Genomic DNA, 15,143 nt, shown 5'->3' on the forward strand with positions numbered 1-15,143 from the left:
CGCATGGGCCCTGCGGCGCCCCGCCTACGTGCCCGCGCTGCTGATTGCGCTGGTCATGCTGCTGGCGGATTTCCTGTTCCAGCGGCCGCCGGGGCTTTGGGCGCTGCTGGTCCTGCTGGCGACCGAGTGGCTGAAGAACCGCGCCCGCACCGTGCGCGAGAACACCTTCGTGGCCGAATGGCTGACCGCCGCCGGGGCGCTCTTGTGCATCACCCTGGTCTACCGGCTGACTCTCGGGATCTTGATCGTGGCACCGGGAATGTTCTCCCTCGCGCTCATGCAGTATGGTATGACCGTTCTCGCCTATCCGCTGGTGGCCGCCGCCAGCTACGTCGTCTTCGGGGTGCGCCGCACGACCCCGGGCGAATTCGACCACACGGGACGCACGCTATGAGACGAAGCCCCCGCGAGACCGCCGAAAGCGCCCGCCGCATCAGCCGCCGCGCGCTGATCCTCGGCGGCAGCCAGATCGCCTTTGCCTCCGTGCTGGGCCTGCGGATGCGCCACATGCAGGTCGACCAGGCCGACGAGTTCCGCCTGCTGGCCGAGGAGAACCGCATCAACATGCGGCTGATCCCGCCCGCGCGGGGCCGGATCTTCGACCGCAACGGGCGGGTGATCGCCGAGAACGAACCGACCTACCGCATCACCATCGTGCGCGAGGACGCGGGCGACGTCGACGACGTCATCGACCGGCTGTCCAAGCTGGTGGCGCTGGACCCCGACGACGTGCAGGGCGCACGCGATGAGATGAAGCGCACGCCGCCCTTCATCCCCGTCACCATCGCCGACCGCGTGTCATGGGCCGACATCAGCCGCGTCGCGGTGAACGCCCCCGCCCTGCCCGGCGTGGTGACAGAGGTCGGCCTGTCGCGCTACTATCCGCAGCGCGAGCTTTACGCCCATGTCGCGGGCTACGTCGGTCCGGTCTCCGAACGCGACCTCAAGCGCTACGAGGATCCGCCGCCGGTGCTGCGCATCCCGCGCTTCCAGATCGGCAAGGTCGGCGTCGAATCCAACCACGAGGAAATCCTGCGCGGCAGCGCCGGTGCCAAGCGGGTCGAGGTCAATGCCGTGGGCCGCGTCATGCGCGAGCTCGACCGCCGCGAAGGCGAGGCCGGCTCTGACCTGCAACTGACCGTGGACAACCGGCTTCAGGACTACGTTCAGGCGCGGCTGGGCACGGAAAGCGCCTCTGTCGTCGTGATGGACGTGGAAAAGGGCGACCTGCTGGCCATCGCCTCGGCGCCCTCCTACGATCCCAACAAGTTCGTGCGGGGCATCTCGACCGGCGACTACGGAGAGCTGCGCGACAACGACCACCGCCCCTTGGCCTCGAAGACCGTGCAGGACGCCTATCCGCCCGGATCGACCTTCAAGATGGTCGTGGTGCTGGCGGCGCTGGAATCCGGCATGGTCTCGCCCGACGACACGGTCTGGTGCCCCGGCCACCTCGAAGTCGGCGGGCGCCGCTTCCACTGCTGGAAGCGCCGCGGCCACGGCTACGCCGACCTCGAAAAGTCGCTGCGCGAAAGCTGCGACGTCTACTACTACGAGATGGCGATGAAGATCGGCATCGAGCGCATCGCCGAGATGGCGCGGAAGCTGGGACTGGGGGTGTCGCATGATATCCCGATGTCCGCGGTCACCGCCGGGCTGATGCCCGACAAGGGCTGGAAGCTGCGCGAGCGCAACGCCGAATGGGTCATCGGCGATTCCGTGAACGCCTCTATCGGGCAGGGCTTCGTGCTGTCCTCGCCGCTGCAGCTGGCGGTGATGACCGCGCGCATCGCGACCGGGCGCGAGATCATGCCGCGCCTGCTGAAAAGCATCGACGGGGTCGAAACCCCGATCGTCGGCGGCGAAAGCCTTGGCCTGAACGAGAACAACCTGCGGCACGTCCGGCGCGGCATGTATGCCGTGTCCAACGACCGGCGCGGCACCGGCTACCGCTCGCGCGTCATCGCCGACGGCCTGCGCATGGCGGGAAAATCCGGCACCAGCCAGGTCCGCAATATCACCGCGGCAGAGCGCGCGCGGGGCGTGATCTCCAACGCCGACCTGCCCTCGAACCGGCGCGACCACGCGCTCTGGGTCAACTACGCCCCCTTCGACGCGCCGAAGGTCGCGGTGGCGGTCGTGGTGGAACACGGCGGCGGCGGGTCGACCGTGGCGGCCCCGATCGCGCGGGACGTCACGCTGCAGGCCCTCTACGGCGAGGACCCGCCGCTGGACGCCTATCCGACATCCGACCGCTCTCGCATCGAGGCGCAGCAGGACCGTATCTCGCGTGAGCGCGAGGAACGCGAGGCACAGCGGAGCAGCCGCGCGTGACCTACCTTGAATACAACGTCAAGACGGTCCCCTCGGGCTGGCGCAAGGTTCTGTACCTGAACTGGCCGCTGGTGATCCTGCTGTCGACGGTGGCGGCGGTGGGGTTCCTGATGCTCTATTCCGTCGCGGGCGGGTCCTGGAGCCCCTGGGCCGAACCGCAGATGAAACGCTATGCGCTGGGGCTGACCGCGATGTTCGTGGTCGCCATGGTGCCGATCTGGTTCTGGCGCGGCATGTCGCTGATCGTCTATGCCGTCGCGCTGGGTCTGCTGGTCATGGTCGAGTTCTTCGGCGCCGTGGGCATGGGCGCGCAGCGCTGGATCGACCTCGGCTTCATGCGGCTTCAGCCCTCGGAGCTGATGAAGCTGGCCATGGTGGTGCTGCTCGCGGCCTATTACGACTGGCTGCCGATAAACCGGACCTCGCGGCCCTTCTGGGTGCTGCTGCCGATCCTGATCATCATCACGCCCACCATGTTGGTGCTGACCCAGCCCGACCTCGGCACCGCGATCCTCCTGCTGACGGCGGGCGCCCTGATGATGTTCCTTGCCGGCGTGCACTGGCTGTACTTCGCCACGGTGGGCGCGGCGGCGGCGGGCGGCATCTGGGCGGTGTTCCAGAGCCGCGGCACCGACTGGCAGATGCTGAAGGACTACCAGTTCCGGCGCATCGACACCTTCCTCGACCCGTCCACCGATCCGCTGGGCGCGGGCTACCACATCACGCAGGCCAAGATCGCCATGGGGTCCGGCGGCTGGACCGGTCGGGGCTTCATGCAGGGCACCCAGTCGCGGCTGAACTTCCTGCCGGAAAAGCACACCGACTTCATCTTCAACACGCTGGCGGAAGAGTTCGGCTTTGTCGGCGGCGTGTCGCTTCTGCTGCTCTACGTGCTGATCCTGATCTTCTGCGTGATCGCCGCCATGCAGAACCGCGACCGCTTTTCCTCGCTGGTGATCCTTGGCGTCGGGCTGACCTTCTTCCTGTTCTTCGCGGTTAACATGTCGATGGTCATGGGGCTGGCGCCCGTCGTGGGGGTGCCGCTGCCGCTGGTCAGCTACGGCGGGTCGGCGATGCTGGTGCTGATGATCGGCTTTGGCCTCGTGCAAAGCGCGCATATCCACCGCCCGCGTTGAAGCGCGGGCGGGTTGGGGCTAGACCAACGCCCGACGAGTGCAGACGACCGGGACAGACGCCATGCCGACGAACATCCTCTTTGCCGCCACGACAGACCGCTGGGCGGACTACGAGACACCGCTGACCGCCGCGCTGGATGCCACCGGCCTGGACTACCGGCTGGCGACCGACATGCCGGCCGAGACGGTGGATTACATCGTCTACGCGCCCAATTCCGCCGTGCAGGACTTTACCCCCTACACCCGGCTGAAGGCGGTGCTGAACCTCTGGGCCGGGGTCGAGAACGTCACCGGAAACGAGACGCTGACCGTGCCGCTGGCGCGCATGGTCGACGACGAGGGTCTGGGCCGAGGGCATGGTGGAATGGGTGACGGGGCATGTGCTGCGCCATCACCTGGGGATGGACGCGCATATCGTGAACCCCGGGCGGACATGGGACGACACCGCCCCGCCGCTGTCGAAGGACCGGCCCGTGACGATCCTCGGGCTGGGCACGCTGGGGCAGGCCTGCGCCACGGCGCTGAGGGGTCTGGGGTTCCCGGTCACCGGCTGGAGCCGCTCTGCCAAGCGGGTGCCCGGGGTGCGCTGCCTGAACGGCGCAGAGGGGCTGGGCGCGGCGCTGGACGGTGCCCGGATCGTGGTGCTGCTGCTGCCCGACACCGCCGCGACAGAGAACACGCTGGATGCCGGTGCGCTGGCGCGGCTGGCGCCGGGGGCCGTGGTGCTGAACCCGGGCCGCGGGCCGCTGATCGACGACGCGGCCCTGCTGGCGGCCCTGGATTCCGGTCAGGTCGGCCATGCCACGCTGGACGTCTTCCGGGTGGAGCCCCTGCCCGAGGATCACCCCTACTGGGCGCATCCGAAGGTCACCGTGACGCCGCATATCGCCTCGGCCACCCGGCCCGAGAGCGCGGCGCGGGTCATCGCCGAAAACATCCGGCGCGGCGAGGCCGGGGAGCCGCTGTTGCATCTGGTCGACCGCGCCGCCGGATACTGAGGGCGAAAGCGTCGTTGCCCGGGCGCCCCCAATGTGGGGCGCGGCGGCCTGCCCGGACAGCGCCTGGTTTGTCGGCAGGCGGCGCAATCGGAAGCGGCGGAGGGGGCTCTGCCCCCGCGCTGCGCGCCCCCCCGAGGGTATTTGGAAGACCAGAGAAGAGCGGGGCAGTGGCCGGGCGCCGTGCCCGGCGTGACAACGGGCTCAACCGGGACCGGGACGCTCAGTCCGTCGCGCCGCCCTCCGCCACGCGGCCCGGGCGGCACCAGTAGCGGCGGTCGTTTTCCGGCTGCGCCTCGAGCAGGCCCGCCACGGTCAGGCAGGTTTCCGAGTTCACCCCGGCGCCCTGACGGGTGTCGAAGGTCGCCACATGTTCCGCCGCCAGCCGGTCGACGGGGTCGGAGCGATAGAGCGTGTAGACCCCGACCTCTTGCGCCATGACGGGCGCGGCTAGGCCGGTCAGGGCCGCAAGGATCGCCACCGCCCTCATGACAGGAAGACCCGGGTGATCCAGCTGGCCACCAGCGCCGGCTTCTCCTGCGCCTCGACCTCGACCTCTACGTCCCAATGCACGCCCAGCCATCCCTCTCCCTCGTCCACATGGGCCACCGAGAAGCGCCCGCGCACCCGGCTGCCGACCCGCACCGGAGACACGAAGCGCACCCTGTCGAAGCCGTAGTTCACCGAGGCCTCCATCCCCGAGATCGCCGCCGTCACCTGGTAGGACATGGCCGAGAGCATCGAGAGCGTCAGGAAGCCATGCGCGATGGTCCCGCCGAAGCGGGTCTGCGCGGCGCGGTCCTCGTCGAGGTGGATGAACTGGCGGTCCTCGGTCGCCTCGGCGAAGGCGCGGACGCGGGCGGCGTCCAGCGCGAACCAGTCGGTGGTGTGCGGGGCCATGCCCCGGATGTCGTCAGCCAGCATCGGGCAGCGTGTATCCTTCGAACTGTCGTCTCAGGGTCAGTTTCGAGACCTTGCCGGTGGCGGTCAATGGCAGGGCCTCGACGAATTCCATCGCGTCGGGCAATTGCCACTTCGCCATGTGTTCCAGCATCATATCGTGCATCTCGTCCAGCGTCGGGCGGGCGTCGCCCTCGGGCACCACCACCAGCAGCGGGCGTTCCTCCCACTTTGGATGGGGAATCGCGATGACCGCGCAATTGGCGACGGCGGGATGGCCCATGGCGATGTTCTCGAGGTCGATCGAGCTGATCCACTCGCCGCCGGACTTGATCAGATCCTTGCTGCGGTCCTGCACCGACAGGAAGCCCTCGGGGTCGATGGTCGCCACGTCGCCGGTGCCGAACCAGCCCTCGGCGTCGAAGGCGCTGCTGTCGTCATTGGCGAAATATCCCGAGATCACCGCATTGCCGCGCACGTACAACTCGCCCGCGGCCCTGCCGTCATGGGGCAGCGGCGCGCCGTCCTCGCCGACGATCTTCAGGTCGACCCCGAAGACGCGCCGCCCCTGTTTGGCCTTCAGGCCCAGGGCCGTATCGGCATCGACCCGCATCCCCTTCGACAGCTGCGCATGGGTGCCCACCGGGCTCATCTCTGTCATGCCCCGGGCGTGGCAGACATCGACCCCCTGCCCTTCGAAGAAGGCGATCATCGAGCGCGGCGCCGCCGATCCGCCGATCACCAGCTGGTCGAGCGTGGCGGGGGTGCGGTCGCGGGTCTCGATCTCGGCCCGGAGGCCCAGCCAGACCGTCGGCACGCCCCAGGAGGCGGTCACGACCTCGGTCTCCATCAGGTCGTGCAGCGCGGCGCCGTCCAGCTTCGGCCCCGGCATGACCAGCGAGGCGCCCACCAGCGGCGCGGCATAGGGCAGGCCCCAGGCATTGACGTGGAACATCGGCACCACCGGCAGGATGCGTGCGCCCTCGTGCAGCGACCGGGCGATGGTGATCGAGAGGAACAGCGCGTGCAGCACCGTCGAGCGATGCGAGTAGAGCGCGCCTTTCGGGTGGCCCGTGGTGCCCGAGGTGTAGCACAGGCTCGCGGCGGCGGTTTCGTCCATCCCGGGCCAGTCGAAGGTTTCCGGCTGGCCCGCCAGCAGGTCTTCGTAGCACAGCAGGTCCAGCGCCGAGTCGGGCATATGGGCGCGGTCGGTCATGACCACCAGCCGCAGCCCCTCGGGCAGTTGGGCGCCCAGGGCCTCGACCAGCGGCACGAAGGTCAGGTCGAGGAAAAGCAGCCGGTCCTCGGCATGGGTCAGGATATACAGCATCTGTTCCGCCGAGAGGCGCGGGTTGATGGTGTGGCAGACCGCCCCCATCCCCGAGATGCCGTAGTAGAGTTCGACATGCCGATAGCCGTTCCATGCCAGCGTCGCGACGCGGTCCCCGGCGCCGATCCCCAGACCCGCCAGCCCATGCGCCAGTTGCGCGGCGCGGGCGTAGGCCTGCGCATAACTCTCGCGGTGGATGTCGCCTTCGCAGCGCACCGACACGATCCCGGCACCCTCGTGGGTCTCTGCCGCGTAGCGGAGGATCTCAATGATCCTCAGCGGCATGTGCATCATCTGTCCCTGCATCCGGCCCTCCCTTGCCCTCTGCCTTGTCCCCCCAGACTGACCGAGGCGCCCCGCAGGGCGCAACCGCAATCGAAGAAACCTGCCATGTCCCGCGCATCCACCCGCGCCGGTGCCCGAGGGGCGGCGGGGCCGAAACGGTCGGGCGGCCCGCATCCACCGAGGGCGCGGCGCGCGGTCCGCGTCTGTCGCTGGCCCGCTACATAGGTGGTCGGATGGCGGCGCCAGTCGGTTCCGGAGCTGGTCAGGGTGTCGGGCGCATGGTGGAAAGCGGCGCCGAGGGCGGGCACCGGGCGCCCTTTGGGCCGATAAGACCCGAGATGCCGGGCCGAAGGGGCGCAATTCCGGCAAACAGCCCTTCCCGGCTGCCCATGCACAGGACGCAAATGCAGCCGGACCTGTCCCGCCCGTCAGCCTGCCAACCGCCCCAGAACGCTCTCAGAGGTCGAGGCCGGGCTCGCTTTCGAGGGCCAGAGGCGCGGGCGCCCCGCGAAGATCGTCCACGGTCAGCGCCCCCGAGGGTTTCGCCAGCCGGTTGCGCACCACCCAGTACAGCCGTTCCGAGGCGCGGGTGATCGCGACATAGGCAAGGCGCTTCCACAGGGGCTGGCCCGCTTCGGTCCGGCCCATGCGGGCGGCGGCGTAGAGATCGGGCGCAAAGACCTGCACGTTCTCCCATTGCGACCCCTGCGCCTTGTGGATCGTCACCGCGGCACCGTGCAGGAAGGTCGCCCCCATGCGGGCGGCGTAGGGGATGAAGGGTTCTTCCTCGTCGGGCTTCTCGATCTTCACGATCGAGGCGGCAGAGACCTGCGGCTCTATGGCGCCGACGACGTGCAGCTTGGAAAACCCCGGCTTGCGCCCGGGGCCGAGGTAGATCACCTGCGCGCCCTTGATCAACCCGCGCGCCTCCGAGGTCCAGCCGCTTCTTGCGGTGCTTCAGCGGCAGTTCCAGCCCGTCGCAGATCAGCGGCTCGCCGGGCAGCAGCGCGGTTTCGGGCGCGCCATGCACGGCGCGGAAGGCATTGATCAGCCGGATGCGCGTGGCATTGCGCCAGACCAGCACCGGAGAGCGGGCCATCAGGTCGACCTCGACCCGCTGCGCATAGACCACGCGGTCGTCGCGCCGGGCCGCCTGCTCGACCAGCCGCTCGAAGTCCTCGAAGCCCACGTCCGGGTCGGACAGGGCATGCGCGAGGTCCAGAATGGGGTTGTCCGCTTCCTGCCGGTGGATGCGGCTGAGTTCCAGCTTCTGGCCCTCGGCCAGCCCGTCGAAGACCATCTTGCCGGACTGGTTCACCGGTGCCAGCTGGGCCGGGTCGCCGAACAGCATCAGGTTCGGGAAGATCTCGCGCAGGTCCTCGAACTGGCGGTCGTCCAGCATCGAGGCCTCGTCGACCAGTCCTATGTCCAGCGGCTCTTCGCGGCGCTTCCATCCGGTGATGAAATCCGAGCCGCGCAGGCCCGCGGCGGCCAGCGCGGCAGGCACCGAACCATGCTGCTGATAGCTGGTCTGGGCGCGGGTCAGCGCCTCTTCGGACAGCTCCTCGATCTCGGGGCGGTCGCCGTTGCCCATCAGCCATTCGGCGATGCGCTCGTATTGGGGATCGTAGACCGGCGTGTAGATGATGCGGTGGATCGTGGTGGCGGGCACGCCACGCATGCGCAGCACGCTGGCCGCCTTGTTGGTCGGCGCAAGGATGGCCAGCGTGCGGCGGTCCTTGCGCGGGCGGCCCTCGTAATCGCCGGACACGGTTTCCACGCCCGCCGCTTCCAGCGCCTTCACCAGTTCCGCCAGAAGCAGGGTCTTGCCGCTGCCGGCCTTGCCCATCACCGCAAGGACCTTTGTCTTGCCCTCCTTGGCGGGCAGGCAGAAGCCATCGTGCAGGTCGACGCCCGCCTCGCTCAGAAGATCGGCGACACGGTCATAGGCAAGCGCCTGATCGTCGGAGAATTTGAGGGCCGGCACGGTCATGCGCGCACCCTATCGCGGCCCCCGCGCGGGGACCAGCAGCCTTGCGCAGGGACGCGTCGTTTTTGCATCGGCTAGGGCCCGCGCCTTGCCCTGCGCCCCGTCGCCGGATGGCATCGCGCACCCGTGCCCTGTGCCCCCGGTGCCGCCCCCTGCCCCGACTCCTGCCGCACCCGTCCCGAAGCGCAAAACCGGGGCGAGGCGGGGTGGACAGCCCGGCCCCGAGCGGCTTCAGTGCCCCGAAAGGCGCGTCCAAAGGCCCGCCACACCGAGAGGAGACCGCCATGCCCCCGCCCCCCGACGCCGAAGCCCGCCGCGCCGTCCGCCCGGTGATCTGCTACCCGACCGACACGCTGCCCGCACCGGACATGGCGCTTTACGGCGCGGCGCTGGAGACCGCCGAAGTTACCGCGACGCATATCGCCGCCCCGCGCGAGGCCTGCTGCTTCGAGGTGCCCGCCGGGCAGTTCTTTCGCATCACCTGCACCGGGGGACCGCAGGTCGGGGACCTGAACCTGTGGAACGCCGCCGATCTGTCCGAACGCTTCTACTCCGGCAAGACGCGCGCCCTGCACGGCAGTCATGTCAGCACCGGCGACCGGCTGTGGAGCAGCTTTCCCGCCCTGCGTCCGCTGGCGACGGTGGTGCGCGACGACCTCGACTGGTACGGCATCGATGCCTTCGGCGGCTCTGTCCATGACGTGATCGGCACGCGCTGCGATCCCTACACGGGCCGCCTGCTGTCGGGCAGCGATTACCACCACTGCTGCCACTCGAACCTGACCCGCGCGCTGGCCGACCACCTTGGCCTGCCGCTGGCCGAGGCCGAGCCGCATGTGCACGACGTCCTGAATGTCTTCATGTGCACGGGCTTCACCCGCGATACCGGCCAGTATTTCATGAAATCCAGCCCGGTGCGCCCCGGTGATGCGCTGACGTTCCTTGCAGAGATCGACCTGCTGGGCGCGCTCAGCGCCTGTCCGGGCGGGGATTGCGGCGCCGAGCATACCTCGGACAGCGCGCCCTGCTTTCCGCTGAAGGTGGAGATCCTGCGCCCCGCCCCCGATGCGCTGCAGGGCTGGGTGTCGCCGTCGCGGAATGCCTACGACCGCAGTCACGGGCGGTAAGGGTGGGTTTGCACCCACCCCGTGCCGTCAGGCGAAGGCCGCCTCCAGCGCGATTTCGACCATGTCGCCGAAGGACCGCTCTCGCTGGTCCGACGGCAGGGCCTCGTGGGTCAGCAGGTGGTCCGAAACGGTGAGGACCGCCAGCGCCCGGGCGCCGTGCCGGGCGGCGAGGATATAAAGCTCTGCCGCTTCCATCTCGACCCCCAGAATGCCGTGGCGGACCATCTGGTCATTCAGGTCCGGGCGTTCATCATAGAAAACGTCCGAGGAATAGATGCCGCCGACATGGACTCCGACATCGCGGGTACGCGCAGCGGCCACTGCCGCCTCCAGCAGGGCGTAATCCGCGCAGGGCGCGTAATTCAATTCGCGAAAGATACCCCGCGACGGAGTCGACAGGGTCGTGGCCGTCATGGCGATGATCACATCGCGAATGGCAATCCTTTCCTGCATCGCCCCGCAAGAGCCAATACGGATCAGCGTCTTCGCCCCGTAATCCCGAAGCAATTCGTTGGCATAGATCGAAAGGCTGGGCATCCCCATTCCCGACCCCTGGATCGTCACCCTGTGACCCTTCCAGGTGCCGGTATATCCCAGCATGCCCCTTACCCGGTTCACGCAGACCGCATCGTCGAGAAAGGTCTGCGCCGCCCATTCCGCCCGAAGGGGATCGCCCGGCATAAGAACCGTTTCGGCAATCTCCCCCGGCTTGGCACCGATATGAACCGTCACGTCAGAGCGCCAGATCGTCCATGGACTTGCCCTGTTCGAGCGCCTCGATCACCCAATTGGGCTTTCGGCCCCGGCCGGTCCATGTCTGCGAGGGATCTGCGGGATTGGCAAAGCGCGGCGCGCCCTTGCTGCCTTTCGGTCCGGCCTCCATCACCTCGTCAAGCGAGAAGCCGAATTCCTTCGCCGCGTTTTCCGCAGCGCGTTTGGCCTCTGCCCTGCGGCGTTGGTCCACGGATTTCAGAGCTTTCTGCGCATCCGCAATCAGCTTTTTCAACTCGTCGGGGGTCATTCCGTCAAGGTCGATATTCATTCGCGTTCTCCAGTTATTTTTTACCAATCTGCCAAAATAAAAGATCTTACAAGGCGTCGCTTTGGGTCACACGAGGAATTGTCCCGGAAAACGGGGTATTCCGAGGCCGATCGGCGGAAAGCCGACACTTTGACGGGCATAAGCGGGGGGATCGCAGCATTGCCGGCAATCCCCCTGTCCGGGTGGGACGAATCAGGAAAACCGCCCTATCCAGCGGATCGGACGGTCGAAACGCCGGTGAAGCGGCGCGCAAGCTGGCCCGGCGGAGCGCCGGAATTTCCTGCGATCCGGCACCACAGGCGCCGGTCGCAGGGGCTGGCCGCTACTCCGCCGCGACGGATCTGGGATCGGCCAGCGTCACGATATCGCGCATGATGGTATTCAGTTCGAAATCCTTTGGCGTATAGACCCGCGCCACGCCCATCGCCAGAAGGCGGCGGGCGTCCTCCTCGGGAATGATCCCGCCGACGATCAGCGAAACCTCCGTCAGCCCCGCCTCGCGCATCCGCGCCACGACCTCCTCGACCAGCGGGATATGTGAGCCCGAGAGGATCGAAAGCCCGACCACATGCGCGCCCTCCTTCGCGGCCTCGACGATCTGTTCGGGGGTCAGGCGGATGCCCTCGTAGTCGATCTCCATCCCGCAATCGCGGGCGCGGAAGGCGATCTGCTCGGCGCCGTTGGAATGGCCGTCGAGACCCGGCTTGCCCACGAGGAAGCGCAGGCGGCGGCCCAGCCGGTCGCTGACCGCATCGACGGCCTCGCGGATGTCCTCCAGCCCCTCGGTCTTGTTCGAGACGGATCTGGAAACGCCGGTCGGGCCGCGATACTCGCCATGGGCGGCGCGCATCTCTCCGGCCCATTCGCCGGTCGTCACCCCCGCCTTCGCACAGGCGACAGAGGCCGGCATGACGTTCTCGCCAGCCGCGGCGGCGGCGCGCAGGGCGCTCAGGGCCTCGGCGACGGCGGCGCTGTCACGCTCTGCCTTCCAGGCGGTCAGGCGCGCCACCTGATCGGCCTCGACGCCCGGATCGACCGTCATGATGCCGCCGTCCTCGCCCACCAGCGGCGAGCGTTCGCTTTCGGTCCAGCGGTTCACGCCCACGACCACCGTCTCGCCGCGTTCGACCTTGTTGACACGGTCGGCGTTGGATTCCACCAGGCGGCCCTTCATGTAGTCGATCGCCCCGATGGCACCGCCCATGCCCTCGATATTGGCCAGTTCCGCCCGTGCGCCCTCTTTCAGCGCCGCGACCTTGCGGTCCACCGCCGGGTTGCCGTCGAAGAGGTCGTCGTATTCCAGAAGGTCGGTTTCGTAGGCCAGGATCTGCTGCATGCGCATCGACCATTGCTGGTCCCGTGGGCGCGGCAGGCCAAGCGCCTCGTTCCATGCGGGCAACTGGACGGCGCGAGCGCGGGCATTCTTGGACAGGGTGACCGCCAGCGCCTCGATCAGGATCCGGTAGACGTTGTTCTCGGGCTGCTGTTCCGTCAGGCCGAGAGAGTTCACCTGCACGCCATAGCGGAAGCGCCGGAACCTGGCCTCTTCGACGCCGTAGCGCTCCAGCAGGATCTCGTCCCAGAGATCGACGAAGGCGCGCATCTTGCACAGCTCGGTGACAAAGCGGATGCCCGCATTGACGAAGAACGAGATCCGTCCGCAAAGCGCCGGGAAATCCTCTGCCGCGACGCGCGGCTTCAGCTCGTCCAGCACCGCGACGGCGGTGGCCAGGGCAAAGGCCAGTTCCTGCTCGGGCGTCGCGCCCGCCTCTTGCAGGTGGTAGGAACAGACGTTCATCGGGTTCCACTTGGGAACGTGGTGATAGCAATATTCGGCCACGTCCCCGATCATCTTCAGCGAGGGCTTCGGCGGGCAGATATAGGTGCCGCGCGACAGGTATTCCTTGATCAGGTCGTTCTGCACCGTGCCGTTCAGCTTGGTGATGTCGGCGCCCTGCTCTTCCGCCACCGCGATATAGAGCGACAGCAGCCAGGGCGCCGTGGCGTTGATCGTCATCGAGGTGTTCATCTGCTCCAGCGGAATATCCTGAAACAGCGCGCGCATGTCGCCCAGGTGACAGACCGGGACGCCAACCTTGCCGACCTCGCCCCGGGCCAGAATGTGGTCGCTGTCATAGCCGGTCTGCGTGGGCAGGTCGAAGGCGACAGAGAGGCCGGTCTGACCCTTGGCAAGGTTAGAGCGGTACAGCGCATTGGACTTTTCGGTACCGTGGAATGCCCCGCATAGGTGCGGATGAGCCAGGGTTTGTCTCGGGAAGGGGTCTCGGTCATTCGGGCCTCCAACGGCGGGATTCTCGCCAGCAACCTTATTGCGCTTGAAATGGCATATTCGAAACAATATGACCCTGTCAATCCGCCGCAATGCAGCGAGTGCAGGCGCAGCATAGGCCCGCCGCGACGCGTTGCACAGCGGCTCTTTGGTCCCGCCGGGGCCGACGCGCCTGACGGGCCCGCATTTGCAACGGGCGCGCGCCACCAAGCGCGGACCGGGACGCAGGGCGGTCGCACCGGATGTGCCGCCGCGTCGCAAGCGGTCTGGTACGGGCGGCACGCCCGGGACGCGCAGCCCTGTCTTGCGCGGCCCCGGCCAGCCTGCCACGGTCCGCGCCATGGTCACCGTCACGCTCCCGCTCTGGCTTTTGCTGCTGATCCTGCTTTTCGCCGCGATCAGCTTTGTCACGCATTTCTTCTTTCCCTCTGTCCGCTGGTTCTTTCGCCGCCGGGCAGAGCGTCTGGTGCGGCGCCTGAACAGCCGCCTTCAGCGCCCCATCGAACCCTTCAAGCTGCTCAGGCGCTACGACCTGATCCAGCGCGTCCTCTACCACCCGGACGTCACCCGGGCGATCCTTGACCATGCCGGGCAGGAAGGCGTCCGCGAGGACGTGGCCTTTGAACGCGCCCGGCGCTACGCGCAGGAAATCGTGCCGTCCTTCTCGGCCTTCGCCTATTTCGGCTGGGGTGTGCGCGGCGCGCGCTGGCTGTCGAACGCGCTGTACCGGGTGCGGCTGGGCCATCACGACCCGCAGGAGCTGGCCGGGATCGCCCCCGAGGCGACGCTGGTCTTCGTCATCAACCACCGGTCCAACATGGATTACGTGCTGGTCACGCATCTGGTCGCGGACCGCTCTGCGCTGTCCTACGCGGTGGGCGAATGGGCCCGAGGTCTGGCCGCTGTCGCGGCTGATCCGCTCCATGGGGGCCTATTTCATCCGGCGGCGGTCGCGCGACGACCTCTATCGGCGGGTGTTGCGGCGCTACGTCCAGATGTCCACCAGCGGCGGCGTCACGCAGGCGATCTTTCCCGAGGGCGGGCTGTCGCTGGACGGCGGCCTTCAGCCTCCGAAGCTTGGGCTGCTGCGCTACATCACCGACGATCTCGACCTTGCCGCGCGGGACGTGGTCTTTGTGCCGGTGGCGCTGAACTACGACCGGGTTCTGGAAGACACCGTTCTGATCGGCGCCGGGGAAAGCGGCACGCGGCGGTTCGAGGCCTCGATCACCCATGTCACGCTGGCCACGCTGAAGCAGCTCTGGCTGCGGGTGACGGGACGGTTTCACCGCTTCGGCTATGCGGCGGTCAGCTTTGGCCGCCCGCTGTCGCTGCGCGCGGACCCGGCGCTGGCGGCGGATGCCGCTGCCCTCGCAGAGCGCCTGCTGGCAGAGATCGCCCGCAATGTGCCGGTGCTTCCGGTGCCGCTGGTGGCGCATCTGCTGCTGGAAAAGCCGCGCCGGGCCGAGGATCTGCCCGGCGCCTTCGCCGCGGCCTGCACCCTGCTGGAGGGCTGCCACATCCATCTGCCGCGCGCCGACAGCGCCTATGCCGCACAGGTCGGCCTGCGGATGCTGACAGAGCGCGGCATCGTCGTGGAAAACGGCGGCCTGCTGGCGGTCGCCCCTGAAAAACAGGCGCTTGCGGGCTTCTACGCCCGCTCCATCGCGCATCTCTTCCTGGCCCGGCGGTCGCCTGAAGCGTAAACTCTGCT

At 68.1% G+C, this 15,143-nt stretch carries 10 protein-coding genes and 3 pseudogenes; 6 read left to right on the forward strand and 7 right to left on the reverse strand.

Annotated features, from left to right (window positions below):
• The first annotated feature begins 28 nt into the window (after positions 1-28).
• The 4 genes and pseudogenes from ABFB10_RS04495 to ABFB10_RS04510 all read left to right on the forward strand — a co-directional run bounded on the left by ABFB10_RS04495 (position 29) and on the right by ABFB10_RS04510 (position 4,468).
• Entirely contained in the window at positions 29-394 is a 366-nt protein-coding gene (locus ABFB10_RS04495; protein WP_347165582.1) for a rod shape-determining protein MreD, read from the forward strand.
• Positions 391-2,334: a penicillin-binding protein 2 gene (mrdA, locus tag ABFB10_RS04500; RefSeq protein WP_347165583.1), complete on the forward strand. Its 1,944-nt coding sequence runs from the start codon at positions 391-393 to the stop codon at positions 2,332-2,334. Before ABFB10_RS04495 ends, mrdA begins: the two co-directional genes overlap by 4 nt.
• Positions 2,331-3,470, forward strand: coding sequence for a rod shape-determining protein RodA (rodA, locus tag ABFB10_RS04505; protein ID WP_347165584.1), 1,140 nt, complete (start codon positions 2,331-2,333; stop codon positions 3,468-3,470). The genes mrdA and rodA overlap by 4 nt, the downstream gene beginning before the upstream one ends.
• A 61-nt stretch (positions 3,471-3,531) precedes the next feature.
• Positions 3,532-4,468, forward strand: a pseudogene (locus ABFB10_RS04510) (2-hydroxyacid dehydrogenase).
• 220 nt (positions 4,469-4,688) lie between these two features.
• Here ABFB10_RS04510 and ABFB10_RS04515 read toward each other — a convergent pair.
• From ABFB10_RS04515 to ABFB10_RS04530, 4 genes and pseudogenes are all read right to left on the reverse strand, one after another.
• A complete protein-coding gene (locus ABFB10_RS04515; RefSeq protein WP_347165585.1) occupies positions 4,689-4,946 on the reverse strand; it encodes a hypothetical protein in 258 nt (85 codons plus the stop codon).
• 5 nt (positions 4,947-4,951) lie between these two features.
• Positions 4,952-5,389 carry a MaoC family dehydratase gene (locus tag ABFB10_RS04520; RefSeq protein WP_347165586.1) on the reverse strand — a complete coding sequence of 146 codons (438 nt, stop codon included), beginning with the start codon at positions 5,387-5,389 and terminating at the stop codon, positions 4,952-4,954.
• Positions 5,379-7,001, reverse strand: a complete 1,623-nt coding sequence (locus tag ABFB10_RS04525; RefSeq protein ID WP_347165587.1) for a long-chain-fatty-acid--CoA ligase — start codon at positions 6,999-7,001, stop codon at positions 5,379-5,381. The genes ABFB10_RS04520 and ABFB10_RS04525 overlap by 11 nt, the downstream gene beginning before the upstream one ends.
• 435 nt (positions 7,002-7,436) lie before the next feature.
• Positions 7,437-8,973: pseudogene (locus ABFB10_RS04530) on the reverse strand (ATP-dependent DNA helicase).
• A gap of 281 nt (positions 8,974-9,254) precedes the next feature.
• Between ABFB10_RS04530 and ABFB10_RS04535 the strand changes: the two are divergent.
• Positions 9,255-10,097: an urea carboxylase-associated family protein gene (locus ABFB10_RS04535; protein ID WP_347165588.1), complete on the forward strand. Its 843-nt coding sequence runs from the start codon at positions 9,255-9,257 to the stop codon at positions 10,095-10,097.
• A gap of 27 nt (positions 10,098-10,124) precedes the next feature.
• Here the strand turns inward: ABFB10_RS04535 and deoD are convergent, their stop codons facing one another.
• From deoD to ABFB10_RS04550, 3 genes and pseudogenes are all read right to left on the reverse strand, one after another.
• Entirely contained in the window at positions 10,125-10,829 is a 705-nt protein-coding gene (gene deoD, locus ABFB10_RS04540) for a purine-nucleoside phosphorylase (RefSeq protein ID WP_347165589.1), read from the reverse strand.
• A 1-nt stretch (position 10,830) separates the two neighbouring features.
• Entirely contained in the window at positions 10,831-11,139 is a 309-nt protein-coding gene (locus ABFB10_RS04545) for an H-NS histone family protein (RefSeq protein ID WP_347165590.1), read from the reverse strand.
• Positions 11,140-11,461: 322 nt separating this feature from the next.
• Positions 11,462-13,431 (reverse strand): annotated as a pseudogene (locus ABFB10_RS04550) (methylmalonyl-CoA mutase family protein).
• 921 nt (positions 13,432-14,352) lie between these two features.
• Between ABFB10_RS04550 and ABFB10_RS04555 the strand changes: the two are divergent.
• Positions 14,353-15,135 carry a 1-acyl-sn-glycerol-3-phosphate acyltransferase gene (locus tag ABFB10_RS04555; protein WP_347165591.1) on the forward strand — a complete coding sequence of 261 codons (783 nt, stop codon included), beginning with the start codon at positions 14,353-14,355 and terminating at the stop codon, positions 15,133-15,135.
• Positions 15,136-15,143 lie beyond the last annotated feature (8 nt).

This window comes from Ponticoccus litoralis (assembly GCF_039769985.1).
Taxonomy (GTDB): domain Bacteria; phylum Pseudomonadota; class Alphaproteobacteria; order Rhodobacterales; family Rhodobacteraceae; genus Ponticoccus; species Ponticoccus litoralis.

Excerpts from the sequence above, each read along its gene's own strand:
- mrdA (WP_347165583.1), top strand. The coding sequence starts at position 391 with ATGAGACGAAGCCCCCGCGAGACCGCCGAAAGCGCCCGCCGCATCAGC.
- ABFB10_RS04520 (WP_347165586.1), bottom strand. The coding sequence starts at position 5,389 with ATGCTGGCTGACGACATCCGGGGCATGGCCCCGCACACCACCGACTGG.
- ABFB10_RS04525 (WP_347165587.1), bottom strand. The coding sequence starts at position 7,001 with ATGCAGGGACAGATGATGCACATGCCGCTGAGGATCATTGAGATCCTC.
- ABFB10_RS04535 (WP_347165588.1), top strand. The coding sequence starts at position 9,255 with ATGCCCCCGCCCCCCGACGCCGAAGCCCGCCGCGCCGTCCGCCCGGTG.
- ABFB10_RS04545 (WP_347165590.1), bottom strand. The coding sequence starts at position 11,139 with ATGAATATCGACCTTGACGGAATGACCCCCGACGAGTTGAAAAAGCTG.
- ABFB10_RS04555 (WP_347165591.1), top strand. The coding sequence starts at position 14,353 with ATGGGGGCCTATTTCATCCGGCGGCGGTCGCGCGACGACCTCTATCGG.